Origin of the sequence: Pedobacter zeae (genome assembly GCF_014196715.1) — a bacterium.
Taxonomy (GTDB): Bacteria; Bacteroidota; Bacteroidia; order Sphingobacteriales; family Sphingobacteriaceae; genus Pedobacter; species Pedobacter zeae.
On the sequence record NZ_JACIEF010000001.1, the window covers coordinates 1566597 to 1584048 of the forward strand.

At 41.3% G+C, this 17452-nt stretch carries 11 protein-coding genes, 3 tRNA genes and 1 pseudogene; 1 reads left to right on the forward strand and 14 read right to left on the reverse strand.

Annotation, left to right across the window (positions count from 1 at the left end):
- Window positions 1-20 precede the first annotated feature (20 nt).
- The 11 genes and pseudogenes from GGQ60_RS06475 to GGQ60_RS06525 all read right to left on the reverse strand — a co-directional run bounded on the left by GGQ60_RS06475 (window position 21) and on the right by GGQ60_RS06525 (window position 16387).
- Window positions 21-740, reverse strand: coding sequence for a helix-turn-helix transcriptional regulator (locus tag GGQ60_RS06475; RefSeq protein ID WP_183761083.1), 720 nt, complete (start codon window positions 738-740; stop codon window positions 21-23).
- A 390-nt stretch (window positions 741-1130) separates the two neighbouring features.
- Window positions 1131-2309: a TlpA disulfide reductase family protein gene (locus GGQ60_RS06480; RefSeq protein WP_183761085.1), complete on the reverse strand. Its 1179-nt coding sequence runs from the start codon at window positions 2307-2309 to the stop codon at window positions 1131-1133.
- 34 nt (window positions 2310-2343) lie between these two features.
- Window positions 2344-4026, reverse strand: coding sequence for a trypsin-like peptidase domain-containing protein (locus GGQ60_RS06485; RefSeq protein WP_183761088.1), 1683 nt, complete (start codon window positions 4024-4026; stop codon window positions 2344-2346).
- A gap of 19 nt (window positions 4027-4045) precedes the next feature.
- Complete coding sequence (locus tag GGQ60_RS06490; RefSeq protein ID WP_183761091.1) at window positions 4046-5740, reverse strand: trypsin-like peptidase domain-containing protein; 1695 nt, start codon at window positions 5738-5740, stop codon at window positions 4046-4048.
- A gap of 13 nt (window positions 5741-5753) precedes the next feature.
- A pseudogene (locus tag GGQ60_RS23155) lies at window positions 5754-6182 on the reverse strand (TlpA disulfide reductase family protein); the annotation flags it as partial.
- A gap of 1077 nt (window positions 6183-7259) precedes the next feature.
- Window positions 7260-8765 (reverse strand): PKD-like family lipoprotein, encoded by a 1506-nt coding sequence (locus GGQ60_RS06500; protein ID WP_183761093.1) that lies wholly within the window; start codon window positions 8763-8765, stop codon window positions 7260-7262.
- 17 nt (window positions 8766-8782) lie between these two features.
- The gene (locus GGQ60_RS06505) at window positions 8783-9526 is read right to left on the reverse strand and encodes a DUF4843 domain-containing protein (protein ID WP_183761096.1); all 744 of its coding nucleotides are present in this window, start codon (window positions 9524-9526) and stop codon (window positions 8783-8785) included.
- 14 nt (window positions 9527-9540) lie between these two features.
- Window positions 9541-10953 carry a RagB/SusD family nutrient uptake outer membrane protein gene (locus GGQ60_RS06510; RefSeq protein WP_183761099.1) on the reverse strand — a complete coding sequence of 471 codons (1413 nt, stop codon included), beginning with the start codon at window positions 10951-10953 and terminating at the stop codon, window positions 9541-9543.
- A gap of 10 nt (window positions 10954-10963) precedes the next feature.
- A complete protein-coding gene (locus tag GGQ60_RS06515) occupies window positions 10964-14428 on the reverse strand; it encodes a SusC/RagA family TonB-linked outer membrane protein (RefSeq protein ID WP_221235889.1) in 3465 nt (1154 codons plus the stop codon).
- 198 nt (window positions 14429-14626) lie between these two features.
- Entirely contained in the window at window positions 14627-15745 is a 1119-nt protein-coding gene (locus GGQ60_RS06520) for a FecR family protein (RefSeq protein ID WP_183761106.1), read from the reverse strand.
- A 75-nt stretch (window positions 15746-15820) separates the two neighbouring features.
- The gene (locus GGQ60_RS06525; protein WP_183761109.1) at window positions 15821-16387 is read right to left on the reverse strand and encodes an RNA polymerase sigma factor; all 567 of its coding nucleotides are present in this window, start codon (window positions 16385-16387) and stop codon (window positions 15821-15823) included.
- 221 nt (window positions 16388-16608) lie between these two features.
- Here GGQ60_RS06525 and GGQ60_RS06530 point away from each other — a divergent pair, with 221 nt between their 5' ends.
- Window positions 16609-16761, forward strand: coding sequence for a hypothetical protein (locus tag GGQ60_RS06530; protein ID WP_183761113.1), 153 nt, complete (start codon window positions 16609-16611; stop codon window positions 16759-16761).
- Window positions 16762-16985: 224 nt separating this feature from the next.
- On the opposite strand, the gene GGQ60_RS06535 is transcribed toward GGQ60_RS06530, so the two are convergent.
- The 3 genes from GGQ60_RS06535 to GGQ60_RS06545 form a co-directional block, all read right to left on the reverse strand.
- Window positions 16986-17059, reverse strand: a tRNA-Pro gene (locus GGQ60_RS06535).
- Window positions 17060-17113: 54 nt separating this feature from the next.
- Window positions 17114-17187: transfer RNA gene (locus GGQ60_RS06540), tRNA-Pro, on the reverse strand.
- Window positions 17188-17286: 99 nt separating this feature from the next.
- Window positions 17287-17373: transfer RNA gene (locus tag GGQ60_RS06545), tRNA-Ser, on the reverse strand.
- Between the last annotated feature and the right edge of the window lie 79 nt (window positions 17374-17452).

The window sequence follows — 17452 nt, forward strand, 5'->3', positions numbered from 1 at the left end:
TTCAGGAAGCGCTGTGACAGCTATTTGTCAGGGGTATATTTTTTTTGTTTTTGCTCAAGATAAGAGGCAAGTATTATTTCATGCGGAGTAAATGTTTGTTCACTCATCGTCAACGACCGGATGCGATCGAGCCTGAACATTCTGAAATCGTTTCTTAAACGGCAAAAAGCAATCACCAACCAACTTTCTTCCAAACTGTAATAAAGTGCGAACGGCTCTATTTCCCTTTCTGTCAAATTTTCGTGATTACCACTTTCATACCTGATCTTTAAAATCTTATAACCCGTTAGTGCTGCCTGTATCTGTATCAGTGAATTACTTGATGGATTTGCATCAATGGCCGGGCTTATTGCGATACGCTTTGACAGGAGTGCCGCTTTTTCTTTTGTACCTGCACGTAGAACTGCCTTGATTTTATCAAGGGCTGCACGGTATTCTTCAATTAAAGAGGTATCTTTTGTTTTAGAAATGAGGTGCTCAATTGTGATCAAGGTATTTGCCTCACGTTCAGTAAACATGACTGGCGGCAGTTTATAACCATCCATCAGGCTGTATCCCTTTCCCTCTTCCGTATAAACAGGTACGCCGGCGAGCTCCAGGGTTTTTAAATCCCTGTAAATGGTGCGTACACTTACTGAAAATTTCACGGCCAGCTCACTTGCCGTTACCAATTTTTTTCCTTGTAAGCCTGTCAATATTGCTGTTAATCTCGATATTCGGGTAGCATCGTAAAATTTCATCTTTGAAGCCTATCATGCGAAATTAATAAAAGTGCTGCGAATTTATATTTACAGAAATTTACTTAACGGCAACCTGAGCCTTAATGAAGGATTTTGTCAGAATACTTTGGCCCATTTACTTGCTCCACCTTAGCTGTAAAGAATATTTTGTACCCATGAGTATAGGTGAGAGAAAGCTAATCAATTAACCTATACCAATTTAAAGCTGATCTCTCACCCAACACTAATGACACGATATAATTACCTAACAATCAGGTACATATTTTATAATTAAAAAAAATTAAATAACAAATTTAAGGGTAAAATGCCGTACATCTTGTCCTGAATTAGTTCGTTGTTTGAATTAAATATTAATTGTTCAATTAATTAAGCTAATATTATGCATGCTGATTATTTTCCCTGGAATAACGGCTTCAAAGCTTTATCTAAATTTTCGCTATAAAGGTTTCTACCTACAAATTTTCCATCGGGAGAAATTAAAAAGTTGGTGGGGATGGACATCACATCATAACTTTTTGCTGCAAAGCCTCCAAAACCTGCTTCATCTACCAAATGTGTCCACATCCCTATACCATCCTTTTCAATAGCATCGAGCCACGCCTTCCGGTCAGCTGCCTTATCCATTGAAACGCTCAATACGGTAAAACCCTTGTCTTTATAGCGTAGATATTGCGCTTTGACATTTGGATTTTCCTTTCTGCATGGTATACACCAGCTCGCCCAAAAGTCTAAAAAAACATATTTGCCCTTAAAGTCGGACAGACTTACTGCTTTACCGTTCACATCCTTCAGCGTAAAATTTATCATCGGCTGACCAACACCGGTGGTTTTAGCAACCTGCAATTCTTGTTTCAACGATTTAAGGGATGGATAAGCCTGATATTTTGCAGGCAGTGTAGCCAACAATTTTTCAATCAGTTCGGGTTGCATTTTTTTACGCGGTGTCCATACGGGTTCTGAGGCATACTGGTTTAGGGCAAGTACCGCCAACAAGTCCTGTGGCTTTTCTTTAATGGTTTTTAAGAATACCTCTTCGTCTCTGATCAAGTTGATCGAATCAGCATTTTTTTTCCAAATCTTCTCCTTTTCTTCAAGCGGAAGACTTGCAGGCACAGCGCGGTTCGAGTTGCTAAGTTTAGCAAGAAAAACATTAATTGCTGCAGAATAGTGCTGATAATCTGCATTTCCTTCTGTTCCTGAGCCTGTTACTGTAGTTTTCTTCAGATCTGTTGAACCGCTCATATTAACCTCACCTGGGTTTAAATAAAATGCATTGTAATTCATTGATCCACCCCGGCCCGGTTCATTTTTTTTAAGTTCTAATGCCATTACCAATACAAGTGGTTCTGCACTAGTCCGGCTGAAATTAAACTTTCCATTGGTTACTCTTGCACTGTCAAATTCCATTTTTCCCCCTCCCACTCGCTTAAAAGTTAAATTTAAGTTTCCATTTACCTTTTCATCAAATTCACCTTTCACCGTAATGATATTGGCAACTTTCTGCTGTGCATATAAATTTAATCCGCAATAAACCAGCATGAGCATAGTTGCAACTATTGTTCTTATCATCTTATTTCTATTCATTTTTTCTTTTAATTAACATTTATAATCTCTCACTAACTTTTTTAATCATCTCAACAATTTTTTGTGCAGGCATGACGATAACAGACGTGCGACTGTACCTTGCGATGTTAATCCCATAGAAGTTTCCATTCCGGTCGAACACCGGGCTACCGCATTGTTCTGGTCTAACCACCGCATCGTGAACGAATACGTTTGAAAAACCATCAAGCCGACCACTTTTTCCCCCATTAAACTGCTCAGCGACGTGTGATGAAACAGGACGCTGTATCGCAACAATATGGATTGTTTGCGGCATTTCTTCACGATCCAGTACGATTTCCAACGTATCGCCAACCGCCGATTGCTGCATTTGCGCATTGTAACTCTCCGCGCTGGAAATTGATGCTCTATTAATGCTCACAACCTGATCTCCCTGTTTAATTCCCGCATTCGCTGCCGGACCTCCAGGCACCAGCCGGGAAACAATGACTTTACCCTGTTGAAAGTTTGCGGCCATACCGATAAAACCAACTGAAAATTTCTTCGGCAGATCGATTAACCTACTACTTAGTACACTGATCTGCAGCTTTCCATCGATAGGCGAAATCAAAAACATGCCTAATTCTTCCTGTGCGATGGGAGTTGGGCTATTAAGCGTATTTACAGCAATGGGATGGCCAATGTTAACCGGTGAGGATAATAGCACAAGGTCGTTTGACATATCTCGCGCAACAACTGTGAGGGCTATTTTTTGGCCATTTTCGATCGTACTTACATTTTCTGCAACAATAGAGCTTTTGGATACCAACCAGGTTTTTCCTTTGTAATCGAATATGGTTGCACAGGCCGCTTGATTCATTGTACCGTTTACACTTTTCAAGATACACTGATGTTTGTTCAGTCCTTGCAAAAAGGAAAAAGCAGATGGCAGACGATCTAAAAAATCAAGGGCACTGATTGCTTTTTCCTTGGGATCTATCATTTTTTCTAATGAGCCATTTGGGACAACCGTGTAATTTTTGGCTATTTTTAAATCTTCCCAAAATTTACGGTAAGCATCAATGGGAACTTCATAATTTTTTGACTCTAGCGTATCACATCGGCTGTGCAAGCCCACGACACAACCAAAAAGGTCAAATAACGGTCCACCAGAATCGCCCGGTTCCATTTTACAGGAGGATTCTATAAATCCCCATTCGTTTAATACTGAATTAATTTTTCCAAAACGGACGGTAGGCAGCAACTGGTTTAAGGTTTCCGGATAAGCTATACTGATGCAGGGCTGGTTCACTTTCAAACTGTAAGACCAGCCTAATCCTGCAAATGGCCATGTTCCCTTTTCAGTAATTTTCATCATGCCCAAATCAGGCCGGCTTTGCATCTCCGGCAGGCCCATTTTGCCTAATGCTATTGCCAGTGTTTCTTTTCCATCGGGAAAGCGTACTTTGTAAGTCCTGCTGGGCTGAATGGCATGCGAGACGGTGAGAATGGTTCCGTCAGTATCTACCACCACTCCACTAAATTGTGAGCTGGTCTGAACTTTTTTCACCGTATCATAGCCCCAGATCCTCACACATGCCGGATAAACTTTTTGAATGGCCAGCCTGGTTTTTTGCTCTAATTTGGCCACATCATTCTTTTGCGCCTTAACAACTACCGGATAAATAACGGTTAAAAGCAAAATCGTTATGGTGAAGATCAAATGTCGTATAACTTTTTTCATGATTTGAAGTCTAATCAGTTTATTTAGATGTTGATATTTTTTGACTTGCATCTAATGCTTCCAAGACAAAACTTCTGACCTCGGCAGCTGTAATAGCGATGCTACTTGTCCTGCTGTATCTTGCCATATTAATGCCTACGAAATTTCCCTGCAGGTCGAATAAGGGTCCTCCACATTCTGCAGGCTTCAGTTTACCATCATGTACAAATGCATGTTTAAAACCATCACGTCTATCACTTTTACCATCTGTAAAGCGCTCGGCAGCATGAGTTGAAGTGCTGTTAGGTCGTCTTGTCAATTTGATTGCAATTTTATTTTCCGTGCCATCACGTTTCGTAATGAGATTAATGACGTCGTTTGGTTTAGTTTTTTGAATCTCCTTGATAAACTGCTCAGGACTTGAAACTGCTATACCATTGATACTCAAAACCTCATCGCCAATTTTCAGTCCAAAGTTGCTGGCAGGAGACTTTTCCTGAACCAATTTTACAACGTTGCGGCCATTTTCCATTTCTATGCGCGAACCTAAATACCCAGTACTGTAAAGACCTGGAAGATTGAACCTTAAAGTTCCTAAAACACTAATTTTCCCCTCATTCCGCGGATGAGGAGAAATCAAAACCTTTCCCAAATCTCCAAATGCCAATGTATCTTTTGAGCGTGTCGATAAATCAATGCCCACCTTTGTTACTTTATCCATTTCTAAAAGCAACAAATCTTTCTCCTGATCACGATAAATCACCTTCAAAGGCTGCGTTTTACCATCAACTATCATGGCAATTACGCTTCCGGGAAGTAAAGAATTTTTACTAACAATATAGGTGCTGTTCAAATTGTTTTTTAAATCTTTAAACTTAACTATGGTTCCAACCGCCCTACTGGTGTCCGGAACTGCAGCGAGTTGTACCGTAAGTTTTTTAAGCTTGAGTTCTGTATCCGCAAGATTTTTTTCTACACCAGAAATATCGCTAAAAGATACTCTGCGATGCGCCAACGGATCTACGGGAATCACCTCTTCTTGTGGCAGTTCCGTATAATCCTGCTGTTTCATAAATGCAGACCAATACTTCCTAAAAACATCTATAGGAACTTCATAGTTATTTTCAAGCTCAACTGTGATATTGCTATGCAGGCCAATCACGCGTCCATATAAATCGAAAACCGGACCTCCCGAGTCGCCAGGCTCCATTAAACATGTTGTTCTGATTGTTCTCCGTCTTGCATCCAAAGGATTGGCAACGTAACCAAACCTAATGACCGGCCTGGGTGGTGAAAAACTTCCTGGAAAAGCAATACTTAGGCAAGGTTCGTTAACTTTTAGCGACGATGACCAGCCCATTTCTGCGTATGGCCAACTTCCAGGTTTTGTTATTTTTAAAACTGCCGCATCGAACCGCTGAATTCTACCCATTCCGATCGCAATAGTTTCCTTGCCGTCAGGAAAAAGAATCTTATATATTTTTCCGGTTTTTCCAACGTGCGCAGCCGTTAATACAATTCCATCTTTACTTACAACCACCCCGCTAAAAAGCTGGCCGTTATTGCGTTTGGCCACCGTATCATAGTCGGCGATAAAAACACTTGCTGCATAGGATTTAGCAATGCATGCTTGTATTTTGCGCTGAAGCGCTTCGGGCTTAAGGTCCATTTGAGCATGCAATAAGGATGATGTGCCTGCCAATAACAGGCCCATCATAATCAGTTTAGTTCTCATTATCCTTAATTGCTTAACCTTTAGCCATATCGATCATTATCGACATCTCTTCCAAAAAAGCATCCTCCCCGGCACTGCCACCGCCAAGCGTGCTAAATCTTACATTTCCATTTTTGTCGATCACAAATTTCTGCGGAATACCGGGAACTTTATATCCCGCTGATGCCGGACTAATATTTGTTTTTGGATCTTTCATGTCCATCAGTACGTTAAATGTGTACTTCATGTCTTTCATGTATTGAGCGGCCAATTTAGGTGCATCAGGAGAGGTTTCCATCGTATGTATAAATAGAAAAACCACATCTTTATCGTCTTTATACTTGTTAACGGCTTTTTGCATCATTGGGAAAGAGGCCTTACAGGGCCCGCACCAGGTGGCCCAAAAATCTAAGATGACGATTTTCCCTTTATAGTCACTTAATTGGACAGTTTTTCCCATTAGATCTTTTGCCACAAAATTAAACGCCGGCTCAGATTTCATTTTTTTAGCCAGATCCGCTTTTATTTTTTCCTTTAGCTTCACATTTACAATCTGCATCAGTTCGTCATAACCGCTGTCATTTCCTTTAGCAGCAAGATAGGCCGCTTTGAACTTCGATTTCATTTCGGCCGTTGCCGCACCTTCACGCATGCGCTCTTCCATAAACGGATAGGCTTCTTTTAAACGGTTGAGTGCAACCAGGTAGTTTACATAAATGTTTTGGTAGGCTTTCTTTGACAGCTCTGATTTTTCGGGTAAGTTGATCAGTTCCTCGGCATAGTTAAATCCCTCTTTGTATTTCCCGCTTCCGTAAAGCAAGAGGCTGTAAATTCTAAGGTATTCATTATAATTTGCAGGTTTTGGTCCTCCTCTCCTCGCCACATCTGCCATTGTTTTTTTGATCAATTGCTCGCCAAGTGTGTACTCTTTTGCCTCGATCGCTTCGCGAGCCGCATAAGAAAAAGCATTCGTTTTATAGCTTGTGTCTTGGATCATATTTAAATACAGAAGTACCTTTGCCGGATTCTTCTTTCCCAAAAAAGTAACTGCAACATAATATCTGGAATAGTCTAAATGTAACTTTCCATTGGGCGGTGTGGGCCATCTTTTAATCAACTCGTTGTATTTCTTTTCACTTTCAACCGGATTTCGTTCATTATAGATCGCGTTGAACAATTGGTCAAAAGCCGCGGATCCATTGGGATACCTTTCCAAGATCAGCCTGGAGATTTCTTCGGCCTTTGCCCGGTTTCTTTTTGCGGTATAATAGCTGCCCAATAATGCCAGATCGGCTTCTTCTTTACTCGAATTGAGCATGGCCAACTTTTTATTGAGCACAAGTGAATCTTTTTCTTCCGTTAATGCGGCCAACTTGGGATTAACCGGACCTCTTTGGGCTACTGCTGCCATTACCGAAATACATAGCAACAATGCGATTATTATTTTTCTCATTTTCTTTAGGGTGTGAAGTGGTTTTTAGGCTGGAATACCTCTACCACGATTTACGGTATCTTAATCTTATGTGCGCTAAATTCAGTTTTAACTTGGTTTAAGAATCATGTCTTTGATTTTTCCAAAACCGGAAATAGTTCTTAATGGCGCAGCTGCTACTGCCCCGCTTAAAGGATTAACATCGAGCAGGTAAACCTTACCATTTTTTGCTGCCTCGTCCCAAGTTGCGACAAAGAGGATCTTATTATTTTTGCTTGTGGCAGTGGTATAGCCGCTTCCAACGGCCTTGAACAGTGATATTTTGGTAATGACTTCATTGCCCGGCGCGGTAAAACCTAAGCGGTTATCCTTTGCAACATTGTCATTATTGCTGAAGGTGAAACTGTAGATTTTTTTGTCTGTTGCATAGATTGCCATTGCACCGAGCGTTCCCGTCTCAAAAAATCTGGCGGAATTGATGTCGGGCATTGGGGTTAAATCGATCAAACACAGGCCAGGATCGGTTTCTGCACCGAAGTTTAGCCCGTAAAGCCAGGTTTTACTACCGTCAAGGTCTCTAAAGAAGGCATATTGGTGGAGAAAATTTCCGGTTTGTGTAGAGCCATCGCCTACAAATAATAAGTTTTTGTTGATGTAATTAAGGTTGATCCCGAACTTCGCATTGGTAACCGGTGCAGGAAACGTTGTCGCCTGACCTGTTTGCTGTTCCATCTTGAAAAACCGCTTATTGAGATCATCAAAAACACCTGAATTTTTTGCATAGATCCGAATGGGTATAGGCAGGGCTTTGAAACCTTTAGCATCCAAAGTCACCTTTCCAATGAAAACAGTGGTACTTCCCCAATAGATATCTCCATTATTAATCAGGTGTATTCCGATACTTCGATCGAGCAAGCCTTCTGGCTGTGGTGCGGGGGCACCGCCAACAAACAGCTGGCTGAAATCGGAAATCTTTTTATAATCGGGGGCATTTACCTTTACACCTGTTTTATCTGTGATAATCAAGGTTCCATTATTCGCTATCCGAAGCGGCACGCCATTTATTCCACTACCGTTTACTTGAGAATAGATGTCTTTCATCACCTCTTCTGTTGCAACGGTGCTTACAAATTCATTTGACCTGATGAGCGAAACATCTGTACTTCCGCCCGTTTGTTTTTCATAGGCCACTAGCCAACCGTAAGGCCTTGGAGCACTAACAATTACAGTAAACGTCATCTGTACCTTCAAGGTAGTTGTCAGGTCTGTTACCTGTAATTGTGCAGTATAACTTCCCGGGTTTCTATTAACAAATGTTTTAAGCTGCTTATTGGTACCAACGGTATCAACAATGGTTTTTCCTCCAACCGAAGCACCTCCGTATATTTTCCACAGGTATTGCAAATTTTTCGGGTCGCCATCGTATACAATTTTCGGGTCGATTACCAATTCCTGTACGCTTTGTTGTACGGTGAAGGAATTAACCCCGCCAACCGTATCCACTCCAAGCTTTGGAAGCGTTTCTAACGAAGTATTGCTATCGTCTTTTTTACAGGAATAGGCCATAAAGACCATTGCCATTGCAAATAAGATATATATCAGTTTTGTTTTCATGTCTCTAAGTTTTAACGTTATTTACAGCTGCCGCAGATTTCGATTACCTCACCAAACTCATTTCTTAAAGGAGCGCCAGGGTGTGCAGTATTGTATTCGTTTAATTTCGCTAAACTCGCACTGGCGATATAGTAGATTACATCGTAAAGGGCATAATCTTTAGTCGCGTCAATCAGGTTTAGGTCTTTGTATTCGGTACTGGAAAGTACAAGCCTGTGTTTAACTTTACTGTAATTACCTAAAGCAAACTGAAAACTTCCAGTCCAGGTAACGGGTTTCACCACATCGTCGGTCCAGATAAAGGTGAAAGACGATTTTCTCCCAACCTGAAAGTTTTCATTGGCGACTGCCTTCAGGGTAAGTTTAATGGATCTATCTGCAATTCGCGACGAACGTTTCAGCGTCACGGGGATATTTGCAGCAACTTTTCCAGCTTTAATAGTAAACGACGATGGAAGTGTGTATTCCGAAGCGTCAGCGGTTGTTTTGGCCGCGTCGACCTCCAGCTTGAAACTTCTATCTGTATCTACCACATTGCCACCAAGTTTTACCACCAGGGTTAAAGTTGCCGCTGTAGTACTGATCGGACTTACCGAAAAGCTGTAATTTAAAGAGTCGGCAACCGGCCGTTCTTCTGGCAATCCTTCGAGTGTAATGCGATCTACATCTTTGAAGTCTGTATCTTGTACATTTTTTTTACAGCCAAAAAAGAGGGCTATAGCTATTACAACGATAGCTGCTATTTTTATAATTCCTTTCATGATGATCATTTTGTTTAAAATCCAAAATCAAGTTCCTGTTGAGGAAGAGGCAATACATAACGAAGTGTTTGATTTGTTCCCGATACGCCAATAACAGCATTACTATTCTGCCGTTTATGGAAGAAAAATATCTGTCCTTCATTCGGAAATTCCTTTCGGTACTCTTTTTCTATTTCCGTTAAGATTTGTGCTGTAGAACTGGTCTGGCTCAGATCTGCGGTAATCCCCCTTGAGCGTCTGACGATGTTCAGGTAATCAACAGCCCTTGCGGGATTACTTGTACTGAGGCATTCGGCCGCGATGTAATACATCTCCGGAATTTTAATCAGGGGCATCCTGCGCGAAATCTGCGGTTGATGCAACTTGGTGTAATAATATTGTGCGGCTACCTGTTTGATCATGTACTGCGAGCGTATATCGGTGATAATCCCTTCATATTGTTGGTTAACACGTGTTGACGACATGTACTGTAAAGAACCGGTTCTCAAACTGCTATCAAGTACTGCCGTGATATTCTGTTGCAGGCGTTCAGCAGTTAAGCCGAAAATATGCTCTGTGGTAAAGACCCTATTTTTATTTGGATCTGCAGCCGTAAGCGCTGACAAGTTGATGAAAGGAAATCTGGAAGGCGCAACGGCGATGACAGCTTCTGCTTCTTTTAAGGCATTCACATTATCCTGAGCCCAAAGGTATGCCCTGGCTTTGGTTGCTTTGATTGCATAATAATTAAACCGTTCTTTTCTTGCATCGAAAGTAGAATTTACGGTCGTGGATGACACCCCTGTTTCAATCAATTCTCCCTTTAATAATTGTTCGGCCAGATTTAAATCGGCTATAATCTTAGTAATATCATCCTTTACTGTCGATCTGGGTGTTACGGTGCCGCTGTAAGTAGTTACGTATGGAATACCAAGGGTGTTAACGCCTCCATCTTTGTATGATTTGGTATGTAGCCTTAGCATATCAAAATGTAGGAAGGCACGTAGGCCCAGGGCCTCTCCCTTAATTAGTTCGTACTCCCCGGCCGCAAAAATGGATTTATCAACGTGGTCTATTTGTTCCAGAATATTATTGATGTTCGCAATTGCGTTATAGGTATTGCTGTAAATCGAGGTGATGATATTCATAACGGCCTGATCCTGATAGTTACCGCTGAAAGCCGTACGATAAGCGGTAGAGCCATTATTGGTGTAGGAGCTGCCAAGAACATCTATAAACCCAAAACTTAGCTCTTTACCATACATGTTTGTTGCCACCATTTTTATATAGACCCCAGTCAGCGCCTCCACAAAGCCTTGACGATTGGATAGGAAACGGCTACTTTCAATTTGTGTTTTCGGGGCTACATCGATCCACTTTTTACAGGAAAACAGCGTTAATCCAGCAAAAAACAAAACACTGATAAATAGTTTTTTATGTCTTTTCATGATGATCAATTTAGAAGTTAGCATTTAAGGTGAACTGAACTGTGCGCGCAAATGGATAGGCCGTTCCTCTTTCGATCCGAACGGTGGAGAGCTGAAATAATTCGGATGAAGAAATACTGGCGCGCAGTTGGCTAAACCCTAATTTCCTGATCGAAGCCAGATTATCAAGATCATAACCGATCTGTAAAGAGCCGAGGGTGAGGGTATTATTATCTTCCACAAATCGAGAGCTCACACGGGTGGTTGATCGATCGGCAATATCTTTAAAAAACGCATGGTCACCGGGCTTTTGCCAACGTGCAGTTAAGACACGCAGATCCACATTGTTGTAAATGTTGGCGTTTTCTACCCTGTCTACCAAGGTCGAATTGTAAACCTGTCCGCCAAACTGGTAGCGGAATATGGCATTTACCCTAAATCCATTATACGTTAAATTAAACCCAAAGTTCCCTTGCCATTTTGGAAGCGAATTACCTACCACCACCTGGTCGTTGATATCCCAATCATAGGTAGTTGATCCATCCAACTTACGGAATACTTCTCTTCCTGTAGCAGGATCTATTCCCAGGGAAGGAACCGCATAAATCGCATTCATGGATTGTCCCTGTACATAGAGTATTTTCGGTCGGCTGATTGCGGCCTTGTTTACTGCGATGATCGAATCCCTGCTGATCGCATTACCATAGATATCGATTACCTGAGCGAGGTTACTCAAATCGTTTTGGCGCTTGTTATATGCTTGTAAAGCATTGGAAATCTCTTTTAACGTATTCTTATTTTTGGCCGCAGAAGCAAAAATCGTCAACGAATTATACTTGTTATTTTTAATTGCCTTTTGGAATACATTGTAATTGAGGTTCAGCTCAATACCCTTATTTTCTACTTTTCCGAGGTTTGCTTTGAAGGTGCTAAATCCTGTTGACAGCGGAATGGTAATATCGGTCAGCGCTCCATCTGTGTTCGCAACATAATAGTCTACTCTTCCCGACACTTTTTTAAATATACCAAAGTCTAAACCGAAGTTATTGTCTTGTTTCCTTTGCCATTTTAAATCCGGATTGGCTAAACTGATTAACGATACGCCATTATTGCCAGAGTACGTGAGGTCACGGATGTAGGTATAAGTTCCCACGCTCATGTAGGGATTAAAGCCCTGTGTTCCGGTAAAACCCGTACTTGCTCTTAATCTAATCTGATCTACCCACTCGATTTTTTTAAGGAACGACTCATGATGTAAATTCCAACTTACACCTGCAGACCACAAATTTGCCCACCGGTTTTGAGAACCGTATAAGGACGATTGACTTAAACGGTACGTAAGATCAACATTGTACCGCTGATCAAAGGAATAATTGGTTGCAGCGAAAAAACCCATGTCCCTCACCGTACTTTCGGTACCTAACAACCGTGAATTTAGTTGATATTGCAGACCCAATGATGGCAAATCTAAATTCTGATTTGCAAATCCTTCTGTGACATAAGTATTGCTCAAACCAGTAATTTGAGATACCGTAGCTCCACCATTTAAGGTGATACTGTGTTTGTTAAATACATTTCCATAACTTAAATTCAATTGTCCATCGTAAGCATCAGACTTGCCATTGCCTTTGGTGTAAGAGCCCCTGCGTGTAACGGCTACGGGTGTCGAAAAAGCAAGGAAAGAAGTGTGTTCGGCTGGCAGAAATTTATCTGCCTCATCAATCTGCTTCGTGTAACTGAATCTTCCAACGGCTCTAAAACCTCTTGCAATCAACCAGTCTAAACTGGTATTATTGGTAAATGTATTGGTAGTAGTAAGATCAAAAGTATTTAAGGTAGAATTGTATGCGGGGTTTAACACCGTGGCGTTTTGATAACTTAAGCCATTTAAATTGATATAGGCTTTACGTTGCGTAACCACATTTTTCAGGATGTTTCCATTGCCGTCTTCGTAAAGCAAATAAGGGTTCATATCCACGTAGTCGCTGAAAGTTCCCCACGGACTGTTTGCTCCTTTCCTGTTTTGGACGGTAAAATCGTTCATTACATTGAATTTTCTGGATAAGCTTCTATAGTTGAGGTTAACGTTCCCGGAGAAGGTATTCGATGATGATCCTTTCATTACCCCATTGGTATTATTTATGGTCGCGGTTACCCCATAGGTAAAGGATTGATCCCCACCCTCAACTCTGATTGAGTGTCTTTGGACAACACCATTCTGCAAAGGCTTGGCCATCCAATCGGTATTTACACCACTTATTACATTGGCCAGCAGCAGATTGTAATCATTTGTTAATCCGTATTGCACGGCTGCATCGGGGCTGGTGTAAATCCCTGCAAGCCTTTCAACCTCCAGCTTTTGAGCGGCATTGGCCATATTATAGCTACTTAAATCTGGCATATCGTAACCAATATTTGCATTATAATTGATCCTGATTTTACCAGGAATTGGCCTGGTGGTTTGGATAACCACCACCCCATTGGCAGCTTTTGCACCATAAACAGCCTTTGCTGCAGCATCTTTTAAAATATCGATGCGCTCTACCCGGTAGGGATCCAGATCGATAACACGTTGCAAGGTAGTTTCAAAACCATCTAAGATGAAGAGGGGCAAATTAGGGTTTGTTGCGAAATTCCCATTAAGATCGGGGATTCCGCTTTGTCCCCTCAGGTTAATGTCGGGCAGGGCGTTCGGATTAGATCCTACCACACTGTTGTCGATAATGGAAAATGACGGATCTATATTTCTCAAACTCTGGATCACGTTAACTGTTCCAGCTTCCAGTAATTTTTCTTTGGTTACGGTGGTTTGCGAGCCTGTTGCGGTTTCAGCCTTTCTAGTGAAAATCCCATTCACCACCACCCCCTTCATTTCACTTACACTTTCTTCTAGAATAATGTTTACAGGTATTTTGGTTGAGGTTATTTTTACCTGTCTCTGTGCATAACCAAGATAGGTGAAGGTAAGTACGGAACCAGGCCGTCCATATACACGGAAAGTCCCATCTGTTAAGGTTTGTGCCGAACTTTTTCCCCCACTAACACTCACAGTTACCCCAGGGAGCGGTTTTTTATAGGCTGCATCCAGCACTTTCCCTGTAATTAAACTGTCTTGCCCATGGGAGGAGACGGAAGTTGTTGCTTTGCTTAAGTAGATAATTTTGTCGCTGATGTTATAGGTTAAACCTAATCCCTTGATCGTTGCGTTAAGTGCTTCATCAATCGATGCATCGCGCAACTTAAGGGTTACTTTGATGCCGGTAAGCAATTCGCCATTGTAAAGAAAATCGTAGCCGCTCTGCTGCCGTATTTTGCGAAATACCTGGCCAATTGGAGCATCTTTTTCATCAAGGTTAATTTTTTGTCCATATGTAGTTGCTGCAAAAGATTGCAATATGGCGCAAAGGCTTAAAACTAAAAGGAGCTTCATTCTGAGAAGGAGTTTATAGGCATAGCCTGGCGGCTTACCCGTTTGTTTGGTTTTTTTTTTATACATTAGTTTGTGGTTGGTTTTTAGATCGGCCTTTCTCCTTCCATGGTTAAAGCCGAATCAAGGTTAATTGATTTAAAACTATTGACGGCCATTTATTCCGGGGGTGTTAGCAGCACTCCTGGTTTTTAGCCCAATGTTTCGGTTAGTGTAATTGTTTCTGGTGTTCCTCCTTTCTATTCAAAATTTACTCTATGGATGTTATTATTCAACAATGACTTTCTTATCGGAAATACTGAATTTATTGCCGCTGGTTTTTTCGAGCACTTTCAGGATAGTTGACAGCTTTTTATCTCTAGACACTTCCCCCTCCAGACGGATATTTTTAGGCTTTGCCCCATACTCGATCTTCACATCGTACCAACGTGAAATTGTTCTCATCGCCTCTTCAATATTTTGTCCGCTGAAGAAAAAATCACCGTTTTTCCAAGCAACAACACTATTTATGTCTGCTGAGGCCATGCTGAGTTTTTGATCGCTGAGCACTGCTTGTTGGCCTGGCGATAAGATTTTTCCGGCACCAAAATCCGGTGTTACCACCACACTTCCCTCTAGCAAAGTGGTTTTGACTTCAGCTTCATCACCGTAACTTTTGATATTGAAATGTGTTCCCAATACTTCTACCTTTTGGTTCGAGGTTTTCACGATAAAAGGCTTTGACCGGTCTTTCGAAACTTCAAAATACGCTTCTCCTTCTAACTGTACTTCGCGTTTTGTGCCCCTAAAACGATAAGGAAAGGAAAGTTTCGTATCGGCATTTAACCACACTGCTGTTCCGTCCGGAAGCGTAAATTTATAGGTGCCACCGCGGGGGGTTGAAGCGATAAGTGTGGTATTTGACAAGCTTTCTTCCTGTTCCGTCAGAACAGCACTGTGATCATCGTATGTCAACTCCTTCCCAACCACTATTCCACTCTTTTTATTGCTAAGATCTATGGTTTTACCATTGCTCAAGATGAGCTTAGCCCTATTCTCGCCCGGCCCCACGTCGTGCTGCGCAATCGGCGATTTGGTATTTTTCGTGTAAACAGCAGGATCGGAAGTATTGAAGAAATAAATGAAAGCTGCAAATAGAACAGATGCAGCCGCCATTACGGCAATACGGCGCCAACGCACAATTTTTGCTGGAAGGATGGCTGGGTTTTTCTTTTGAAGATGATCAAAAATGCGCTTTTTACTGGCGTAATACTCATCATCAGATGGTTCTATATTATCAGATAATGCCTGTTTATTATAGGCTCGTATGAGCATACCATATTCTTCAGTAGTACATTCACCTGAAAGGTATTTATCTAATAATTCGGCAGCTTGCTGTTTGTTCATGCGTATTTATTCTGGGTAGATGTATACGTATGAACCGCGAAATACAGAATAGTGTAATGCAGAAGTATTAATTTTTCAAAAAAATAGAATAAAGCTGTTTTTAAATGAGCTGCGCATAATTTTTAAGGCATTACTCATCTGTTTTCTAACGGTGTGTTCGGTTACGTTCAGTTTTTCGGAGATTTCCTTATAGGATAATTCATCTATTCTACTGAGTTCGAATATCTGTCGCATTTTTGATGGAAGTTTGGAAAGCCCATCTTCAATACGTTTTGCCAACTCCTTTTCTTCGATGTAGATATCGATGGTTTGCACGGTACTTTCAGAAAGTGCCATAATTGTAGACAGGTAGTTTTCTACCACTTTGTTATGCCTGAATTGTTTTAAAATACGAAATCGAATGCTGGAATACAGAAAGGCTTTTAGGGAATGCCGCAATTCCAGCTCATTACACTTTTCCAGTAACATCTGGAATGTATCTTGCACAACGTCTTCAGCCTGTACACGATCACGGAGCATTTGGTAAGCATGTCGATACAACAAGCCAAAGTAGCGTTCATAAATTTCATTGAAGACCTTAACTTCTCCTCCTTTCAATGCTTCAAAAAGCTCTTGATCCGTATGTACGCGACTATTGTTCATTCTGCTTTCATCACGAAACTATAAAATATTTGCGATTAACGTGTATTTCGTAACGTATATTTTAATCTGGCTTTAAGAGCTTTACCCACACCTGTTAACCGCTTAGAGCTGAAGCAGCCCCCTCACTCCTGTATTTTTGCACCATTACGAATGTTTTAAAATATGCCGTAGCCGAAAAATTCGAAGATTTCTTGCAGGACGCCATTAAATAGAAACTCTATTTGAACAAAATAGACCAATACGATGAAATGACCCTGCCCGACTATATCAACCTCCACATTGCCCGTAATAAAGGACCTGCTATAGAAGCCAGATATCAAAATTACCACGACATGCTGCGCAGGGCAGGCGCCAAATACAAAAGGGAGCTATAAATTAATCCCTGAGGTACTTCTTTAAGACTGAGTTGATGTGTGGTGAAAATTTGGCAGACGACCAAGCAAAATATTATTGTACAGCGAAGTCTATTACCTACTTATCTACAAAGTAGTAGTAGAAAAGAGAAAAAACTGTAAAAATTTATTGGTGTAAGCAGTCTGGAGGTCGATTCTGAGCAAAAAAAAGACAAGACAGTAAAAAACTGTCTTGTCTGATAAAGTCGGGGTGGCAGGATTCGAACCTACGACCTCCACATCCCAAATGTGGCGCGATACCGGGCTACGCTACACCCCGAACTTGGTACCGGTCTTTTTTTTAATCCTGTTATAAAGTGGATTGAACTTTTAGTCGGGATGGCAGGATTCGAACCTACGACCTCCACATCCCAAATGTGGCGCGATACCGGGCTACGCTACATCCCGAACTTTGGTATCACCTTTTTAACCTTATTTCTAAGGGATGGCAAAGATATGGATTTTATTGGGTTTTTCCATCTATTTACCAACTTTTTTTTATTTCAGCGGTGAGGGCGGGATTCGAACCCGCGGTACCGTTACCAGTACGACAGTTTAGCAAACTGTTCCTTTCGGCCTCTCAGGCACCTCACCTTTTATCCTCTTTTTTCCGCCCTACCAGCGTTGTTTTGAGGTCTGCAAATATAGTAAAACAAGTTATCCAACAAAAAAA

Coding starts and splice junctions, on each gene's coding strand:
- GGQ60_RS06520 (WP_183761106.1), bottom strand. CDS start 15,745: ATGAACAAACAGCAAGCTGCCGAATTATTAGATAAATACCTTTCAGGT.
- GGQ60_RS06475 (WP_183761083.1), bottom strand. CDS start 740: ATGAAATTTTACGATGCTACCCGAATATCGAGATTAACAGCAATATTG.
- GGQ60_RS06480 (WP_183761085.1), bottom strand. CDS start 2,309: ATGATAAGAACAATAGTTGCAACTATGCTCATGCTGGTTTATTGCGGA.
- GGQ60_RS06490 (WP_183761091.1), bottom strand. CDS start 5,740: ATGAGAACTAAACTGATTATGATGGGCCTGTTATTGGCAGGCACATCA.
- GGQ60_RS06485 (WP_183761088.1), bottom strand. CDS start 4,026: ATGAAAAAAGTTATACGACATTTGATCTTCACCATAACGATTTTGCTT.
- GGQ60_RS06515 (WP_221235889.1), bottom strand. CDS start 14,428: ATGTATAAAAAAAAAACCAAACAAACGGGTAAGCCGCCAGGCTATGCC.
- GGQ60_RS06510 (WP_183761099.1), bottom strand. CDS start 10,953: ATGAAAAGACATAAAAAACTATTTATCAGTGTTTTGTTTTTTGCTGGA.
- GGQ60_RS06525 (WP_183761109.1), bottom strand. CDS start 16,387: ATGAACAATAGTCGCGTACATACGGATCAAGAGCTTTTTGAAGCATTG.
- GGQ60_RS06500 (WP_183761093.1), bottom strand. CDS start 8,765: ATGAAAACAAAACTGATATATATCTTATTTGCAATGGCAATGGTCTTT.
- GGQ60_RS06505 (WP_183761096.1), bottom strand. CDS start 9,526: ATGAAAGGAATTATAAAAATAGCAGCTATCGTTGTAATAGCTATAGCC.